This is a genomic window from Streptomyces coeruleorubidus (assembly GCF_028885415.1).
GTDB lineage: Bacteria > Actinomycetota > Actinomycetes > Streptomycetales > Streptomycetaceae > Streptomyces > Streptomyces coeruleorubidus_A.
Genome location: NZ_CP118527.1, coordinates 2,773,649 through 2,790,925, shown reverse-complemented (window position 1 = coordinate 2,790,925; position 17,277 = coordinate 2,773,649). Strand labels below are relative to the sequence as shown.

General features: G+C 71.4%; 13 protein-coding genes and 1 pseudogene. 9 read left to right on the top strand and 5 right to left on the bottom strand.

All coding sequences use genetic code 11. The features are described 5' to 3' along the window. The first annotated feature begins 188 nt into the window (after positions 1 to 188). From glnA to PV963_RS12970, 3 genes and pseudogenes are all read left to right on the top strand, one after another. On the top strand, positions 189 to 1,550 hold the full coding sequence (gene glnA / locus PV963_RS12980; protein ID WP_274815815.1) for a type I glutamate--ammonia ligase: 1,362 nt from the start codon (positions 189 to 191) through the stop codon (positions 1,548 to 1,550). A gap of 207 nt (positions 1,551 to 1,757) precedes the next feature. Beyond that, positions 1,758 to 2,165, top strand: a complete 408-nt coding sequence (locus tag PV963_RS12975; RefSeq protein ID WP_274815814.1) for a YciI family protein — start codon at positions 1,758 to 1,760, stop codon at positions 2,163 to 2,165. Between the two features lie 4 nt (positions 2,166 to 2,169). Further along, positions 2,170 to 3,356: pseudogene (locus PV963_RS12970) on the top strand (RNA polymerase sigma factor). Between the two features lie 28 nt (positions 3,357 to 3,384). Here PV963_RS12970 and PV963_RS12965 read toward each other — a convergent pair. Together PV963_RS12965 and PV963_RS12960 are read right to left on the bottom strand one after the other, a co-directional pair. Further along, on the bottom strand, positions 3,385 to 3,831 hold the full coding sequence (locus PV963_RS12965; protein WP_274815813.1) for a VOC family protein: 447 nt from the start codon (positions 3,829 to 3,831) through the stop codon (positions 3,385 to 3,387). Between the two features lie 22 nt (positions 3,832 to 3,853). Beyond that, positions 3,854 to 4,366, bottom strand: a complete 513-nt coding sequence (locus PV963_RS12960; RefSeq protein ID WP_274815812.1) for a pyridoxamine 5'-phosphate oxidase family protein — start codon at positions 4,364 to 4,366, stop codon at positions 3,854 to 3,856. 160 nt (positions 4,367 to 4,526) lie between these two features. On the opposite strand from PV963_RS12960, the gene PV963_RS12955 reads away from it, so the two are divergent. Then, complete coding sequence (locus PV963_RS12955) at positions 4,527 to 7,535, top strand: bifunctional [glutamine synthetase] adenylyltransferase/[glutamine synthetase]-adenylyl-L-tyrosine phosphorylase (RefSeq protein ID WP_274815811.1); 3,009 nt, start codon at positions 4,527 to 4,529, stop codon at positions 7,533 to 7,535. A gap of 24 nt (positions 7,536 to 7,559) precedes the next feature. Here the strand turns inward: PV963_RS12955 and PV963_RS12950 are convergent, their stop codons facing one another. Continuing rightward, positions 7,560 to 8,177, bottom strand: coding sequence for a TetR/AcrR family transcriptional regulator (locus PV963_RS12950; RefSeq protein ID WP_274815810.1), 618 nt, complete (start codon positions 8,175 to 8,177; stop codon positions 7,560 to 7,562). 177 nt (positions 8,178 to 8,354) lie between these two features. On the opposite strand from PV963_RS12950, the gene PV963_RS12945 reads away from it, so the two are divergent. Together PV963_RS12945 and PV963_RS12940 are read left to right on the top strand one after the other, a co-directional pair. Then, positions 8,355 to 9,806 (top strand): APC family permease, encoded by a 1,452-nt coding sequence (locus tag PV963_RS12945; RefSeq protein WP_274815809.1) that lies wholly within the window; start codon positions 8,355 to 8,357, stop codon positions 9,804 to 9,806. A 25-nt stretch (positions 9,807 to 9,831) separates the two neighbouring features. Further along, complete coding sequence (locus PV963_RS12940) at positions 9,832 to 11,409, top strand: amidohydrolase (RefSeq protein ID WP_274815808.1); 1,578 nt, start codon at positions 9,832 to 9,834, stop codon at positions 11,407 to 11,409. 44 nt (positions 11,410 to 11,453) lie between these two features. Here the strand turns inward: PV963_RS12940 and PV963_RS12935 are convergent, their stop codons facing one another. Both PV963_RS12935 and PV963_RS12930 read right to left on the bottom strand, forming a co-directional pair. Then, positions 11,454 to 12,284 (bottom strand): phosphatase PAP2 family protein, encoded by an 831-nt coding sequence (locus PV963_RS12935; RefSeq protein ID WP_274815807.1) that lies wholly within the window; start codon positions 12,282 to 12,284, stop codon positions 11,454 to 11,456. A gap of 93 nt (positions 12,285 to 12,377) precedes the next feature. Next, positions 12,378 to 13,412: a LacI family DNA-binding transcriptional regulator gene (locus PV963_RS12930; RefSeq protein ID WP_274815806.1), complete on the bottom strand. Its 1,035-nt coding sequence runs from the start codon at positions 13,410 to 13,412 to the stop codon at positions 12,378 to 12,380. A gap of 411 nt (positions 13,413 to 13,823) precedes the next feature. Here PV963_RS12930 and PV963_RS12925 point away from each other — a divergent pair, with 411 nt between their 5' ends. The 3 genes from PV963_RS12925 (at position 13,824) to PV963_RS12915 (ending at position 17,142) form a co-directional block, all read left to right on the top strand. After that, positions 13,824 to 15,092 (top strand): extracellular solute-binding protein, encoded by a 1,269-nt coding sequence (locus PV963_RS12925; protein WP_274815805.1) that lies wholly within the window; start codon positions 13,824 to 13,826, stop codon positions 15,090 to 15,092. A gap of 122 nt (positions 15,093 to 15,214) precedes the next feature. Next, the gene (locus tag PV963_RS12920) at positions 15,215 to 16,219 is read left to right on the top strand and encodes a carbohydrate ABC transporter permease (RefSeq protein WP_274815804.1); all 1,005 of its coding nucleotides are present in this window, start codon (positions 15,215 to 15,217) and stop codon (positions 16,217 to 16,219) included. A gap of 14 nt (positions 16,220 to 16,233) precedes the next feature. Then, a complete protein-coding gene (locus tag PV963_RS12915; RefSeq protein WP_274815803.1) occupies positions 16,234 to 17,142 on the top strand; it encodes a sugar ABC transporter permease in 909 nt (302 codons plus the stop codon). The last annotated feature ends 135 nt before the right edge of the window (positions 17,143 to 17,277 follow it).

The following is a 17,277-nucleotide window of genomic DNA, read 5'->3' as shown; positions in this document are numbered from 1 at the left end:
GCGAGCAGGCACTATGGGCGGAAGAGCAGTTCACCCGCCGTACGTGAGACGTTCGGTCCCGGGCCGGCCGGGCGATCATGGTGCGCAACGCGTACGAAATGCTGGTGTGGTGGGATGCTCAGGTGCCCGACCGCCTCCCGTGGTACGGAAGACAGGCGGCCTGACCAGCAAGGATGGGGAAGCGGAAGATGGACAAGCAGCAGGAGTTCGTGCTCCGGACCTTGGAGGAGCGCGACATCCGGTTCGTACGGCTGTGGTTCACGGACGTTCTGGGCTTCCTCAAGTCCGTCGCCGTGGCCCCGGCCGAACTTGAACAGGCCTTCGACGAGGGCATCGGCTTCGACGGCTCCGCCATCGAGGGCTTCGCCCGGGTCTACGAGTCCGACATGATCGCCAAGCCGGACCCGTCGACCTTCCAGATCCTGCCCTGGCGCGCGGAGGCCCCGGGCACGGCCCGGATGTTCTGCGACATCCTCATGCCGGACGGCTCGCCGTCCTTCGCCGACCCGCGCTACGTGCTCAAGCGCGCCCTGGCCCGCGCCTCCGACCTGGGCTTCACGTTCTACACGCACCCGGAGATCGAGTTCTTCCTGCTGAAGGACCGGCCGCTGGACGGCAGCCGTCCGACGCCCGCCGACAACTCCGGCTACTTCGACCACACCCCGACCAACGTCGGCATGGACTTCCGCCGCCAGGCGATCACCATGCTGGAGTCGATGGGCATCTCCGTCGAGTTCTCCCACCACGAGGGCGCGCCGGGCCAGCAGGAGATCGACCTGCGCTACGCCGACGCGCTCTCCACGGCCGACAACGTCATGACGTTCCGCCTGGTCATGAAGCAGGTGGCGCTGGAGCAGGGCGTGCAGGCGACGTTCATGCCGAAGCCGTTCTCCGAGCACCCCGGCAGCGGCATGCACACGCACCTGTCCCTCTTCGAGGGCGACCGCAACGCCTTCTACGAGTCGGGCTCGGAGTACCAGCTCTCGAAGGTGGGCCGCTCCTTCATCGCCGGCCTGCTGCGGCACGCGGCGGAGACCTCCGCGGTCACCAACCAGTGGGTCAACTCCTACAAGCGCATCTGGGGCGGCGCGGAGCGCACGGCGGGCGCGGGCGGCGAGGCCCCCTCGTACATCTGCTGGGGCCACAACAACCGCTCCGCGCTGGTCCGCGTCCCCATGTACAAGCCCGGCAAGACGGGCTCGGCCCGGGTCGAGGTCCGCTCCCTGGACTCCGGCGCGAACCCGTACCTGTCCTACGCCGTCCTCCTCGCCGCCGGCCTGAAGGGCATCGAGGAGGGCTACGAGCTCCCGCCGGGCGCCGAGGACGACGTCTGGGCCCTCTCCGACGCCGAGCGCCGCGCGATGGGCATCGAGCCGCTCCCCCAGAACCTGGGCGAGGCCCTGACCCTGATGGAACGCAGCGACCTGGTCGCCGAGACGCTCGGCGAGCATGTCTTCGACTTCTTCCTGCGGAACAAGCGCCAGGAGTGGGAGGAGTACCGCAGCGAGGTCACGGCGTTCGAGCTGCGGAAGAGTCTGCCGGTGCTGTAGGCGCGGGCCGCGGCGGGATCGTCCGCCTCACGGGTGCCCGGCCGGCACCCGTGAGCCTCCGGTGGCGATCCGGTCCGGCACCTCACGGGGCACGTCGAAAACATCACCGGAAAGAAATCCGGCAGCGATGTCGAGAACCCGCGTCCGGCTCCGTCCCCGGGGTGAACGCGACCACAATGGGTCGCACGAGCCCAGAGGAGAGCCACGATGGCCAAGTACCTGCTGCTGAAGCACTACCGCGGCGCCCCGGCCGCGGTGAACGACGTCCCCATGGATCAGTGGACGCCGGAGGAGATCTCGGCGCACGTGAAGTACATGAACGACTTCGCGGCCCGGCTGGAGAAGACCGGCGAGTTCGTCGACGGTCAGGCGCTCGCCCCCGAGGGAACCTGGGTCCGGTACGACGGTGAGGGGCGCCCGCCGGTCACCGACGGCCCGTTCGCCGAGACCAAGGACCTCATCGCCGGCTGGATGGTGATCGACGTCGACAGCTACGAGCGCGCCGTCGAACTGGCCGGGGAGCTGTCGGCCGCCCCCGGAGCGGGTGGGAAGCCGATCCACGAGTGGCTCGAGCTGCGCCCGTTCCACGGCGAGTCGCCCACCATCACGGAGTGACCTCATCGATGAACGAGGCTTGCTGCGCAGCCTCACACCGAGCGTGCTCGCCGTCCTCGTCCGCCGCGGAGCTGACTTCGCGGCGGCCGAGGACGCCGTGCAGGACGCGCTGGTCGAGGCGGTCCGCGTCTGGCCGGCCGACCCTCCACGGGATGCGAAGGGCTGGCTGGTCACCGTGGCCTGGCGCAAGTTCCTCGACGCCGCCCGCTCGGACGCCGCCCGCCGCCGGCGTCAGGACCTCGTCGAGGAGGAGCCGGCGCCCGGGCCCGCGTCCGCGGTGGACGACACGCTCCAGCTCTACTTCCTGTGCGCCCACCCGTCGCTGACACCGTCGTCCGCGGTCGCGCTCACGCTGCGCGCCGTCGGCGGGCTCACCACCCGCCAGATCGCCCAGGCCTACCTCGTGCCCGAGGCGACCATGGCGATGGGGGTCCCCCCGGTTCGAGCGAAGCCGAGAACTGGGGGAGGATCAGCCGGGCCAAGCGCACCGTCTCCGGCGTACGGTTCGACCAGCCCGGCGACGTGGCCACCGTGCTGCGCGTCCTCTACCTGGTCTTCAACGAGGGCTACTCCGGGGACGTCGACCTCGCCGCCGAGGCCATCCGGCTCACCCGGCAGCTCGCGGCCGCGATCGACCACCCCGAGGTGGCGGGGCTGCTCGCCCTCGTGCTGCTCCACCACGCCCGGCGCGCCGCCCGGACCGCGCCCGACGGCGGCCTGGTGCCGCTCGCCGAGCAGGACCGCGGCCGGTGGGACACCAAGCTGATCGCCGAGGGCGTCGAGATCCTGCAGGCGGCCCTCGCCCGCGACCGGCTGGGCGAGTTCCAGGCCCAGGCCGCCATCGCCGCCCTGCACGCCGACGCGCCCACGGCCGAGGAGACCGACTGGGTGCAGATCGTCGAGTGGTACGACGAGCTCGCGCGCCTGACCGACAGCCCGGTCGTCCGGCTCAACCGCGCGGTCGCCGTCGGCGAGGCCGACGGACCACGCGCCGGCCTGGCGGCGCTCGCGGCGCTGGACGCCTCACTGCCCCGCCACACCGCGGTGGCCGCCGACCTCCACGAGCGCGACGGCGACCTGACGACGGCGGCCCGCCTGTACGCCGAGGCCGCCCAGAAGGCACCCAACCTCGCCGAACGCGCCCACCTGACCCGCCAGGCCGCGCGGCTCAACTCCCGCCGGGGCGGCTGAGCGGTCTCGCGCATCACGACCGCAGCGGTCAGCCCTGCTTCCGCTTCAGGTCCGCCAGCAACTGGTGCAGCGGCTCCGTCGCCCGGCGGCGGTACTCCTGGATCGCCCAGCCGTTGCCGTCCGGGTCCCGGAAGTGCATGAACGTGGCGCCGTCGTCGGGGGCGTACTGGACCGGCTCCGAGACGTCGAGGCCGCGTTCGACGAGTTCGGCGTGGGCCGCCTTGATGTCGGCGACGCACAGTTGCAGACCCTGGTAGGAGCCGGGCGCCGGAGCGGGGCCGGGTGTCATCTGCCAGATCGAGTCGCCGAGGGCGATCGAGCAGCCGGAACCCGGAGGGGTCAGCTGGACGATCCGCATCCCGGGCATGACCTCCTGGTCGATGTCCACGTGGAAGCCGACCTTGTCCCGGTAGAAGTCCCGGGCACGGTCGATGTCGGTCACGGGCAGCGGGATGACTTCGAGAGTGAAGTCCATGGCGTGACTCCTTTGTCAGGCATCAGGCGAACCGCCACCTCGTCTGGCTGAACGGCTCACCCTTACCGAATCCGAAAACGGTGCGCGGCGCCACCGCGTAGACGGCAGCGTGTCCCGCGCCGTGGTGGAAATAGCCCTCCCGTACCTCGAAGTGCCAGAAACTGCCGTACTTCGCCTCCCACGCGGCGGCCAGTTCGCGTAGGCGCCCGTCGTCGGTCACGCGTGTCGCCTCGCCCTCGACCACTAGGTCGTAGCCCTTGTTCCAGGTGTTCGTACCGGTGGTCAGCACGACGTGCGGGTTCTCCGCGAGGTTCCTCGCCTTGCGTTCTTCCGGGCCCGTGCAGAAGTGCAGGGCGCCGTCCGACCAGACCGCCGGCAGCGGGGTGACGTGCGGGCGGCCGTCGGGTCGCACCGTCGTGATCCAGAACAGTTCCGCCGCCGCGAGCCGCGCCTCGGCCTCCTGCCAGTCGGTCGCGGTGGCCGTCTCGTCGCTGTAGCGCCGGTCCAAGCGGGTTTCGGGGTGCATGGTGGTCATGAGCGTCCTCCCGGCCTGTGGCTTCACAAGGGCAGACCCCGTCCGCCCACCGAACTCATCGGAGCTTCTCCCGGGCTCTGCGGTTAGGCTCAAAGCCTTACGACCTTGATCCGATGCAAGTCGGATGCAAGTCCGAGGAACAGTGCGAGGGAGGCCCGGGATGACGGCGGCGCCGGGGCGCAGGAGCAGTACCTTCACGCGGCTGCTGCGGCACGGTTTCACCGACGCCTCCGCCGCCGAGCGGCTCCTGGACAGCGCCGAACTCGCGCCCCTGCGCGACGACCCGGTGCTGCTGGACGCGCTCGGCGCGACCGCCGACCCCGATCTCGCGCTGCTCGGACTGGTCCGGCTGCTGGAGGCCCAGCCGGAGCCCGGCGCCCGCCGGGAGCTGCTCGACACCCTGATCTCGTCCAAGCCGCTGCGCGACCGCCTGCTCGGTGTGCTCGGCGCCTCCACCGCCCTCGCCGACCACCTCACCCGGCACCCGGACGACTGGCAGGCGCTCGTCATGTACGAGGCGCACGACCTGCACCCCGGGGTGGAGGAGTTCGAGGCCGGTCTCGCACAGGCCACCGACCCCGTCTCCCTGCGCGTCGCCTACCGGCGCTGCCTGCTGTCCATCGCCGCCCGGGACGTGTGCGGCACCACCGGTGTCGCCGAGTCCGCCGCCGAGCTCGCCGACCTGGCCACCGCCACCCTGCGCGCCGCCCTCGGCCTCGCCTCAGCCGCCGTGCCCGAGGACGCCGCCCTGTGCCGGCTCGCGGTCATCGCGATGGGCAAGTGCGGCGGCCACGAGCTGAACTACGTATCCGACGTGGACGTCATCTTCGTCGGGGAGGCTGTCGAGGGCGCCGACGAGACCAAGGCCATCCGCGCCGCGACCCGGCTCGCCTCGCACATGATGCGGATCTGCTCGGAGACGACGGTCGAGGGGTCGATCTGGCCCGTCGACGCCAACCTCCGGCCCGAGGGCAGGAACGGTCCGCTCGTGCGGACCCTGTCCAGCCACCTCGCCTACTACCAGCGCTGGGCCAAGACCTGGGAGTTCCAGGCGCTGCTCAAGGCCCGCCCGGTGGCCGGCGACCTCGACCTCGGCGAGGAGTACGTCGCCGCCGTCCAGCCGCTGGTGTGGAAGGCCGCCGAGCGCGAGAACTTCGTCCCCGACGTGCAGAAGATGCGCCGCCGGGTCGTGGAGAACATCCCCGTCGCCGAGGTCGACCGCCAGCTGAAGCTGGGCCCGGGCGGACTCAGGGACGTCGAGTTCGCCGTGCAGCTGCTCCAGCTGGTGCACGGCCGGACCGACACCTCGCTGCGCAGCGGCACCACCCTCGACGCGCTGAAGGCCCTCGCCGCCGGCGGATACGTCGGCCGGGCCGACGCCGCCCAGCTCGACGAGGCCTACCGCTTCCTGCGCTCCATGGAGCACCGGATCCAGCTGTTCCGGCTGCGGCGCACCCACCTCGTGCCCGAGGACGAGGCCGAGCTGCGCCGCATCGGCCGCTCCCTCGGCCTGCGCACCGACCCGGTCGCCGAGCTGCTGCGCGAGTGGAAGCGGCATGCCACCGTCGTACGCCGTCTGCACGAGAAGCTGTTCTACCGGCCGCTGCTCGACGCGGTCGCCCAACTCGCCACCGGCGAGGCCCGGTTGAGCGCCGAGGCGGCCCGGGAGCGGATGGTCGCCCTCGGTTACGCCGACCCGGCCTCCGCCCTGCGCCACCTGGAGGCACTGGCGTCCGGCGTCACCCGCAAGGCCGCCATCCAGCGCACCCTGCTGCCCGTCCTGCTGGGCTGGTTCGCCGACTCGGCCGACCCGGACGCGGGTCTGCTCAACTTCCGCAAGGTGTCGGACGCGCTCGGCAAGACACCCTGGTACCTGCGGCTGCTGCGGGACGAGGGCGCCGCCGCGCAGAACCTCGCCCGCGTGCTGTCGGCCGGCCGGCTCGCGCCCGACCTGCTGATGCGCGCCCCGGAGGCGGTGGCGCTGCTCGGCGACGGGGACGGCGGCGGCCTGGAGCCGCGCTCCCGGGCCCATCTGGAGCAGGAGATACTCGCCGCGGTGAACCGGGCCGACGGCGCCGCCCAGGCGGTCACGGCGGCCCGGGGCGTCCGCCGCCGCGAGCTGTTCCGTACGGCCGCCGCCGACATCGTCGGCTCCTACGGCACCGAGGAGCAGCCCGCCGAGGCCGACCCGGGCGCCCTGGTCGACCGGGTCGGGGGAGCGGTCTCGGACCTGACCGCCGCGACCCTCGCCGGCACGCTCCGCGCGGTCGTCCGGGACGGCTGGGGCGACGACCTGCCCACTCGCTTCGCGATCATCGGCATGGGCCGGTTCGGCGGCCATGAGCTGGGCTACGGCTCCGACGCTGACGTGCTGTTCGTGCACGAGCCGCGCGACGGCGTCGACGAGCGGGAGGCCTCCCAGGCCGCCAGCAAGGTCGTCTCCGAGATGCGCCGGCTGCTCCAGATCCCCAGCGCCGACCCGCCCCTGCTCATCGACGCCGACCTGCGCCCGGAGGGCAAGTCGGGCCCGCTCGTGCGGACCCTCACGTCGTACGCCGCGTACTACCGCCGGTGGTCCCTGACCTGGGAGTCGCACGCGCTGCTGCGGGCCGAACCCGTCGCCGGCGACCAGGACCTGGGCCGCCGCTTCATCGAGCTGATCGATCCGCTGCGCTACCCGGCCGACGGGCTCGCCGACGAGGCCGTGCGCGAGATCCGGCGGCTGAAGGCCCGGATGGAGTCCGAGCGGCTGCCGCGGGGCGCCGACCCCAAGCTGCACGCCAAGCTGGGCCCGGGCGGTCTGTCCGACGTGGAGTGGACGGTGCAGCTGCTGCAACTGCGGCACGGCGCGGCCGAGCCGGGCCTGCGCACGACCCGGACGCGCGAGGCCCTGGCCGCCGCCCGTACGGCCGGCCTCATCACCGCCGAGGACGCGGCCATCCTGGACGAGGCCTGGGTCCTCGCGACGCGCGTCCGCAACGCGGTGATGCTGGTACGCGGCCGGGCCGGCGACACGTTCCCCACGGAGCCCCGTGAACTCGCCGCCGTGGGACGCTACCTGGGCTACGGCCCCGGTCATGCCGGCGACATGCTCGACGCGTACCGGCGGACGGCACGCCGGGCCCGGGGTGTGGTGGACGAGCTGTTCTACGGGGTGGCCGAGCGCTAGGGGGCTGCACCGGCCCGCAACTCCCTACCCCTGGCCCGTACCGGCCCGCAGCTCCCTCGCGTACTTCATGAACCCCGTCAGCCCCACCTCGAACGCCCGGTCCGCCCGGCCCTCGTTCACCGCCGACAGTGCCTGAGCCAGCCGTGGGGTCGGTGCCGAGGCGGTCAGTTCCCACATCGTCTCGGGGGCCGCGAGGTCGAGGGCCGAGCCGAGGACCAGGTTCTCCAGGGCCGTGAGCAGGGGCATCACGTCGGCCGGGGCGAAACCCGCGTCGAGCAGCAGCGTCACCGCCCGCTCGTACTGCTCCAGCACCCGCGGCGCCCGCACGGGGGACGTCATCAGCAGCGGGATCGCCCTGGGGTGCGCGGCGAACGCGGCGCGGTAGGAGCGGGCCCAGGCCTCCAGGGCCGTGTCCCAGGGGCGCAGATCCAGGGTCGCCGGGTCGATCGCCGCCGCCACCCGCTCGCGCAGCAGCTCCACGATGCCGTCCCGGCCGTCCACGTGGTGGTACACCGAGCCGGTCTGCGCGCCCAGCCGCTTGGCCACCTGCGGCACGCTGAAGTCGCCGCGCTCGTCGACGATTTCGAGTGCCGTCCTCGCGATGCGCTCGCGGTCGAGGAGCGGTGTGCGCGGCCGTCCCATGGTCGGTGCTCCCCCTGAGGTCTTCCCGGATACCGAGGTAGAGGCTACATTGCCAAAACCGAAAGGCTTTAGATTTACCGGCCCGGTCACCGCGAGCCCGTAACGGCTCCCCGGTGCTCCGGCGGCGACCCCGCACGCCCGGATTACCTCTTCATCCGCCGCTCGAAGGGCTTGCCCATGTCCGTCACCACCTCAGGGGAGCGCACCCCGCCCGCCACGGCGACCCTGCGCTCCGGCTCCCTCGGCACCGCCGACATCGCCTTCTTCGTCGTCTCCGCCGCCGCCCCGCTCACCGTCATGGCCGGAGTCGCCCCCCTCGCGATCCTGCTCGGCGGCGTCGGCGCCCCCGTCGGCTACCTCCTGGCCGGTCTCACGCTCGCCGTCTTCGCCATCGGCTTCACCACCATGAGCCGCCACGTCCGCAGCGGCGGCGCCTTCTACGCCTACATCACCCGCGGACTCGGCCGCCCCGTCGGCATCGGCGCCGCCCTGCTCGCCCTGGTCGGCTACAACGGCATGGAGATCGGCGTCTACGGCCTCCTCGGCAGCGCAACCCAGAACACCGCACACGCCCTGTTCGGCGCCGACATCCCCTGGCTGCCGATCTCGCTGGCCGGCCTGCTGCTCATCGGCTACGGCGGCTACCGCTCCATCGACTTCGGCGCCAAGGTCCTCGGCGTCCTGCTCGTCGCCGAGACCGGCATCCTCGTCCTCCTCGCGGGTGGGGTCCTGATCAAGGGCGGCGCGCACGGGCTGTCCCTCGCCTCCTTCGACCCCGGCAACGTCCTGGTCCCCGGCACCGCGGCCGTCCTCGCCTTCGCCTTCGCCGCGTTCACCGGTTTCGAGTCGACCGTCATCTACCGCCGCGAGGCCCGCGACCCGCAGCGCACAGTGCCGCGCGCGACGTACGTGGCCGTCGGATTCCTGGGTCTGTTCTACGCGTTCATCGTCTGGACCGTCATCCAGGCCTTCGGCAACGCCGAGGTCGCCGGGGCCGCAGGCAAGAACCCGGGCGAGCTGTTCTTCACCGCCATCACCACCTACGTGGGCGGCTGGGCGGCCGACCTGATGCACGTCTTCATCGTCACCAGCGTCCTCGCCTCGCTGCTCGCCTTCCACAACGCCATCAACCGGTACGCCCTCGCCCTCGCCGAAGAGGGCGTGCTGCCGAAGGCACTGGGCCGCATCCACCCGCGGCACGGCTCCCCGTACGTCGCCGGCCTCGCCCAGACGGTCCTCGGCGCGGTCGTCGTCCTGGGCTTCGCGGCGGCCGGCGCCGACCCGTACGGGCAGCTGCTGCTGTGGGTCAACACCCCGGGGATGATCGGCCTGTTCCTGCTCCAGCTGCTCGCCGCGATCGCCGTGCCCTGCTACTTCCGCCGGGTGCGCCACCAGGAGGGCGCGCTGCGGACGGTCGTGGCGCCCGTCACCGCCGCCGTGCTGCTCGCGACGGCCATCGTGCTGGTGGTGAACCACATCGACCTGTTCACCGGGGCGTCCCCGACCGTGAACACCGTCCTGGTCGTCACGGCCCCCTCCGTGTTCGCCGCGGGCCTCGCCCTCGCCTGGTGGCTGCGCCGGCAACGCCCGGACGTGTACGCCGACTTCGCCGCCGAACCCGCTGAATAGCCGTACCTCCAAGGGAGTTCCTCACATGCCGACCGCCGACCTGATCCTCGCCGGCGCCAAGGTCCGCACCCTCGACCCGGACCGCCCGTACGCCACCTCCGTCGCCGTGCGCGACGGGCTGATCGCGGCGGTCGGCGACGAGACGGACGTACGCGACTGGTGCGGCCCGGGCACCGAGGTCGTCCACCTGGGCGGCGCGCACCTGGTGCCCGGCCTCGTCGACGCGCACAGCCACCCCGTGTGGGGGCTGGACATGGCGACCGGGACGGATCTGTCGGGCGTGACGGACCTGGCGGGGCTGCGGGCCGCCCTCGCGGGCGCGGAGCGCACCGACGGGTGGGTGACCGGCTTCGGCCTCGACCACAACGCCTTCGGGGGCCGCCCCGTCGACCGGGACCTCATCGAGGACGTCCTGGACGGGACCCCCGCCTTCCTGCGCCTCTACGACGGCCACTCCGCCCTCGCGACCGGCCCTGCCCTCACCGCCGCCGGCGTGCACGGCCCCCGGGACTTCCCCCAGCGCTCGGAGGTCGTCTGCGACGCCTCGGGACGGCCCACCGGGCATCTCGTCGAGCACGCGGCGATGGGCCTGGTGACCGAGGTCGCGCCCCGGCCGTCGTACGCCGCACGCCGGGCACGCCTGGTGGAGCTGTTGTCCGCCATGGCCGCGACCGGTCTGACCGGGGCGCACGTGATGGACGCCGGTGACCCGGAGCTGATCGACTCGGTGGCCGGGGAGACGGTGCTGCCGCTGCCGCTGCGGCTGCGGTTCGCGCCCTGGTGCATGCCGGGCGCGGACCGGGCCGCCCTGGAGGAGCTGGTCGCCGTACAGGGCGAGGGCGGCCGGCACTGGCGGACCGGCGGGGTCAAGTTCTTCATGGACGGCACCGTCGAGGGCGGCACGGCCTGGCTGGAGCACGCCGACTGCCACGGCCAGGGCACGGACGCGTTCTGGCCCGACCCGCAGGCGTACGCCGACGCCGTACGGCACCTGCACGCGGCCGGGGTGCGCACGGCCACGCACGCCATCGGGGACGCGGCGGTACGGCACGTCCTGGACGTGGTCGAGGGGCTCGGGCCGGGCGGGCGCGGGGCGCACCGCATCGAGCACATCGAGACCGTGCCGGACGAGCTGCTGCCGCGGTTCGCGCGGCTGGGAGTGGCGGCGTCGATGCAGCCGCCGCACACCGCGTACACCCGGGCCGACGGCACCGACGAGTGGTCCCGGCGGCTGGGCACCGGTCGGGCCGGCCGCGCCTGGCGGCTGCGGGACCTGCGGGACGCGGGCGCGGTGGTGGCCCTCGGCTCGGACTGGCCGATCGCGCACTACGACGCCCGCGCCGTGCTCGCCACGGCCCGGGCGCCGAAGGGCGCGGCGTCGGCCCGGGCCGGGCTGACCGGCCTGGAGGCGCTGGAGGGCTGCACCAGCCATGCGGCGCTGGCGGCGGGGGAGCCCGACGCGGCAGGGCGCATCGCTCCCGGGTTCCGGGCCGACCTGACGGCACTGGGGCTGGACCCGGTGGCCGCTCCGGCGGACGAGGTGGCCGAGGCACCGGTGCGACTGACGGTGACCGGGGGGTACGTGGTGTATCGGGGGAAGTGAGGCAGAGGTGAGGGAGAGGTGAGGCACGGGCGCCGCGGCCCGCGTCACAGTCTGGCGGGTACCACCTGCGGCAGTGCGTACGGCTGCCTCCCGTACCACACCCCGGCCACCGCGAACCCGAAGGCCAGACACAGCACGCCACCGACCGCATCCAGCCAGAAGTGATTCGCCGTGGCGACGATGACCACCAGCGTCAGCGCCGGGTACAGCAGGCCCAGCACCCGCACCCAGGGGATCGTCGCCAGGGCGAAGATCGTCAGGCCGCACCACACGGACCAGCCGATGTGCATCGAGGGCATCGCGGCGTACTGGTTCGACATGTGTTTCAGGTCGCCGGACGCCATCGATCCCCAGGTCTGGTGGACCATGACGGTGTCGATGAAACCGCCGCCGTTCATCAGCCGTGGGGGCGCCAGCGGATACAGGTAGTAACCGGCCAGGGCGACGGCGGTCGTCGCGAACAGCGCCAGGCGGGCCGCCGCGTACCGGCCGGGATGGCGACGGTACAGCCACACGAGCACACCCAGCGTCACCACGAAGTGCAGCGTCGCGTAGTAGTAGTTCATGCCGATGATCAGCCAAGTCACCGAGTTCACGGCACGGTTGACCGACTCCTCGACGGCGATCCCCAGCTGCTGCTCGGCCTGCCAGATCCAGTCGGCGTTGCGCAGCGCCTCGGCCTTCTGCTCGGGCACGGCGTTGCGGACGAGCGAGTACGTCCAGTAACTCACCGCGATCAGCAGGATCTCGAACCAGAACCGGGGCCGGCGGGGGGTGCGCAGCCGGGGGAGGAGACCCTGGCCCGGCTCGGCCGCAACGGGGTACGGAACGGCCGCTTCCTGGCCGTCCAGCGTCGTCACGGTCGTGTCACCCATAGGCACAAAGTCTGCCAGAAAAGCCCTGTCCCCCCGATCATCCTCCGCCCGGGTGCGGGCCGCATGTCCTACGGCGAAATCCAGCCGCGAACCTCAGGTGCGAGCGCGGTCCCCGGGTGCCGAAGCGGTCGAACCGCGTACCACCAGTTCCGGCATGAACACGAACTCGCTGTGGGGGGCCGGAGTCCCGCCGATCTCCTCCAGCAGCGTGCGGACCGCCGCCTGGCCCATCGCCGGGACCGGCTTGCGGATCGTGGTCAGCGGCGGGTCGGTGAAGGCGATCAGCGGAGAGTCGTCGAAGCCGACCACGGAGACGTCCGTCGGAACCTCCAGGCCGCGCTGGCGCGCCGCCCTGATCGCGCCCAGCGCCATCATGTCGCTGGCGCACACCACGGCCGTGCAGTTCCGCTCGATCAGCGCGGTGGCCGCGGCCTGCCCGCCCTCCAGGGTGTAGAGGGAGTGCTGGACCAGCTCCGACTCGACGGTCTCGGCGCCCAGTCCCAACTGGTCCTGCATGGTGCGCACGAACCCCTCGATCTTGCGCTGCACGGGCACGAACCGCTTGGGCCCCAGGGCCAGACCGATCCGCGTGTGCCCCAGGGACACCAGGTGCGTCACCGCCAGGTTCATCGCCGCGCGGTCGTCGGGGGAGATGAACGGCGCCTGCACCTTCGGCGAGAAACCGTCGACCAGCACGTACGGCACGCCCTGCGCGCGCAGCCGGTCGTAGCGCTGCATGTCGGCGGTGGTGTCCGCGTGCAGCCCGGAGACGTAGATGATGCCGGCGACCCCGCGGTCCACGAGCATCTCCGTGAGCTCGTCCTCGGTGGAGCCGCCCGGCGTCTGGGTGGCCAGCACCGGCGTGTAGCCCTGCCGGGTCAGCGCCTGGCCGATGACCTGGGCCAGGGCCGGGAAGATCGGGTTCTCCAGCTCCGGGGTGATCAGGCCCACCAGGCCCTCGCTGCGCTGCCGCAGACGCACCGGGCGTTCGTAGCCCAGCACGTCGAGGGCGGCCAGCACGGACTGGCGGGTGGTGGCGGCGACGCCCGGCTTCCCGTTGAGGACGCGGCTGACGGTCGCTTCGCTCACCCCCGCCTGAGCAGCGATGTCGGCAAGCCGTGTGGTCACAGCACTGGACTGTAGCGGCCGGGGTTCCGCTTGCACACCGACGGGACGCCTGGTGCGGGCCGGCGCACGGCCCGCTGCGGGTTGCTTGGTCATCGCGGTCCCTCGAGGTCGTGGTCGGCGTCCGATCCGCAACGGATGATTCCCTCGGCGGCAACGGATGGCAAGTGCTTGCAGAGTCTTGCACAACTGTCCGACTCCCCGCCGAACAGCCGGAAATCCCGGTTCCGCAAGGGGTCGGCACGGGCCCGGCGATGGCTCGGGAGGTCACGGCGGGATAACCATCCACATCTCTTGCATCTTTTTGCTGCAAGGTCTTTCGCAGCCCTTCCAGCGCGGCTAATCTCACCGACGCCCGGCGGCCAGCGGTGCAGTCGGCAGCACGAAACGGGCTTTCACCCTCAAGGAGAACTCATGCGGCGTGGCATAGCGGCCACCGCGCTGGTGGCGTCCCTCGCCCTGGCGGCGACGGCGTGCGGCGGGAGCGACAGCGGCGACGAGGCCGACGGCCCGGTCACCATCACCTGGTGGGACACCTCCAACGCCACCAACGAGGCGCCGACGTACCAGGCCCTGGTCAAGGAGTTCGAGGCCGCCAACAAGGACATCAAGGTCAACTACGTCAACGTCCCCTTCGACCAGGCGCAGAACAAGTTCGACACCGCCGCCGGTTCCAAGGGCGCCCCCGACGTGCTGCGCTCCGAGGTCGGCTGGACCCCGGCCTTCGCCAAGAAGGGCTTCTTCCTGCCGCTGGACGGCACCGAGGCCCTCGCCGAGCAGGACAAGTTCCAGCCCAGCCTGATCGAGCAGGCCACGTACGACGGCAAGACCTACGGCGTCCCCTTCACCACGGACACCCTCGCCCTCGTCTACAACAAGGAACTGTTCAAGAAGGCCGGCGTCGAGGCCCCCAAGACCTGGGACGACCTGAAGAAGGCCGCCGCCACGATCAAGGACAAGACCGGCGTCGACGGCTACTGGGGCTCCACCCAGGGCTACTACGCGCAGACGTTCCTCTACGGCGAGGGCACCGACACCGTCGACGCCGCCGCCAAGAAGATCACCGTCACCTCGCCCGCCGCCAAGAAGGCCTACGGCACCTGGCAGAGCCTCTTCAGCGGCAAGGGCCTGCACAAGGCCGACACCACCGCCGACGCCTACGCCCACATCCAGGAGGCGTTCGTCAGCGGCAAGGTCGCCTCGATCATCCAGGGCCCCTGGGAGATCACGAACTTCTACAAGGGCTCGGCCTTCAAGGACAAGAACGACCTCGGCATCGCCACCGTCCCGGCCGGCTCCACCGGCAAGGCGGGCGCCCCGACCGGCGGCCACAACCTCTCCGTCTACGCCGGCTCCGACGCGGCCCACCAGAAGGCCTCGCTGAAGTTCGTCAACTTCATGACGTCGGCGAAGGCCCAGGAGACCATCGCGCTGAAGAACTCCACGCTCCCCACGCGCGAGGACGCCTACACCGCCGAGGTCAAGGCCGACCCCGGCATCGCCGGCTACCAGGGCGTGCTGTCCTCCGCCCAGCCGCGCCCGGCACTGCCCGAGTACAGCTCGCTGTGGGGCCCGCTCGACGACGAGCTGATCGAGATCGCGGGCGGCAAGGAGTCCCTGGACAAGGGCCTCGGCGACGCCGAGACCGCCATCGCCAAGCTGGTGCCGGACTTCTCCAAGTGACCGCCGCGTGGCCGCCGGATCCCCGGTCATGGGGGAGGGGATCCGGCGGCCACCGGCCCGCGCCCGCGCCCGGGCCCGGACAGCTTCCTTGACCTCCTCGAACCTCCAGAAGGTGTCGAACCATGACAGTCGTCATCGACCGAGCGACCGGCAAGCGGCGCGGTGAGCGGGAACCGCGACCCGGGCCGGGCCGGCGGCTGAAGAACGGCTTCCACAAGCACTGGTACGCCTACGCGATGATCGCCCCGGTGGCGATCGTGCTCGGCGTCCTCGTGCTGTACCCGCTGGCGTACGGCCTGTACCTCACCCTCACCGACGCCACCAGCCTGAACACCGCCCGCACGATCGGCGTCAACCACATCGACGCCACCTACAAGTTCATCGGCCTGGACAACTACGCCGACATCCTGTGGGGCCCGACGGCGTACGACCGCTTCTGGTCGCACGTCCTGTGGACGGTCTTCTGGACGGCGGCCTGCGTCACGCTGCACTACGGCATCGGTCTCGGCCTCGCCCTGCTGCTGAACCAGAAGCTGCGCGGGCGCACCCTCTACCGGATGATCCTGGTGCTGCCCTGGGCGGTGCCGACCTTCGTCACCGTGTTCGGCTGGCGGTTCATGCTCGCCGACGGCGGCATCGTCAACTCCGGCCTGGACTTCCTGCACCTGCCGACGCCCTCGTGGCTGGAGGACACCTCCTGGCAGCGGTTCGCCGCGATCATGGTCAACACCTGGTGCGGAGTGCCGTTCATGATGGTCTCGCTGCTCGGCGGCCTGCAGTCGATCGACGCGAGCCTGTACGAGGCGTCCGAGATGGACGGGGCCAATGCCTGGCAGCGGTTCCGGCACGTCACCCTGCCCGGCCTGAGGTCCGTCAGCACCACGGTCGTGCTCCTGGGCGTGATCTGGACCTTCAACCAGTTCGCCATCATCTTCCTGCTGTTCGGCAACACCGCCCCGGACGCCCAGATCCTCGTGACCTGGGCCTACCAGCTGGGCTTCGGACAGCAGCCGCGCGACTACGCCCAGTCCGCCGCCTACGGAATCCTGCTCCTGTCCATCCTGATCGTCTTCACCTCCTTCTACCGCCGCTGGCTGAACCGCAACGAGCAGCAGCTCGCGATCTGAGGCAGGAGTCCGAAATGAGTACGACCACCGTCGAGACCTCCACCGCGGACACCGAGCGGCGACCCGCCGACGCACCCCGCAAGGCCCGCCGCCGTGGCGAGAACAGCCGCGCGACCTCCCTCGTCTCGCACGCCGTCCTGATCGGCGCGAGCCTGACCGCGCTCTTCCCGATCGCCTGGCTGGTCTTCCTGTCCCTCGGCCCGGACGAGGACGACTACCTCCACCCCGGGCGCATCTGGGGCAAGATGGCGCTCGACAACTACGCCTTCGTCCTGCAGGACACCAACTTCTTCCACTGGCTCAAGAGCACGCTGATCGTGGGGCTGGGCACGACGCTCATCGGCGTCGTCGTCGCCGCGTCCACCGGCTACGCGGTCTCCCGCATGCGGTTCCCCGGCTACCGGAAGCTGATGTGGGTGCTGCTGGTCACCCAGATGTTCCCGATCGCGGTACTGATCGTGCCGATGTACCAGATCCTCTCGGATCTGCAGCTCATCGACAGCTACCTTGGTCTCATCCTTGTCAACTGCACCACGATCGTGCCGTACTGCGCCTGGCTGATGAAGGGCTATTTCGACACCATCCCGTTCGAGATCGACGAGGCCGGGCGCGTCGACGGGCTGACCCCCTTCGGCACGTTCGCGCGGCTGATCCTGCCGCTGGCCAAGCCGGGCCTCGCGGTCGCGGCGTTCTACAGCTTCCTCACGGCCTTCGGTGAGGTCGCGTTCGCCTCTACGTTCCTGCTGAGCGACGACAAGTACACGTTTTCCGTCGGTCTCCAGACGTTCGTGAGCGAGCATGACGCGCAGCGCAATCTCATGGCCGCCACGGCTGTGCTGATCGCGATACCGGCTGCCCTGTTCTTCTACCTCGTGCAGAAGAACCTGGTGACCGGGCTCACCGCCGGCGGCACGAAGGGGTGAGCCGGTGCCCCTCGGGGCGCCGCCGAACCGCACTTCACAAGCCCGAGGCGGCCGCGGTGCCCATCCGACCCCGCTGTGCCGCGGCCGCCTCGTCACCCACCCACCCCACGCTCACATGACCACACCTCTTCCCCC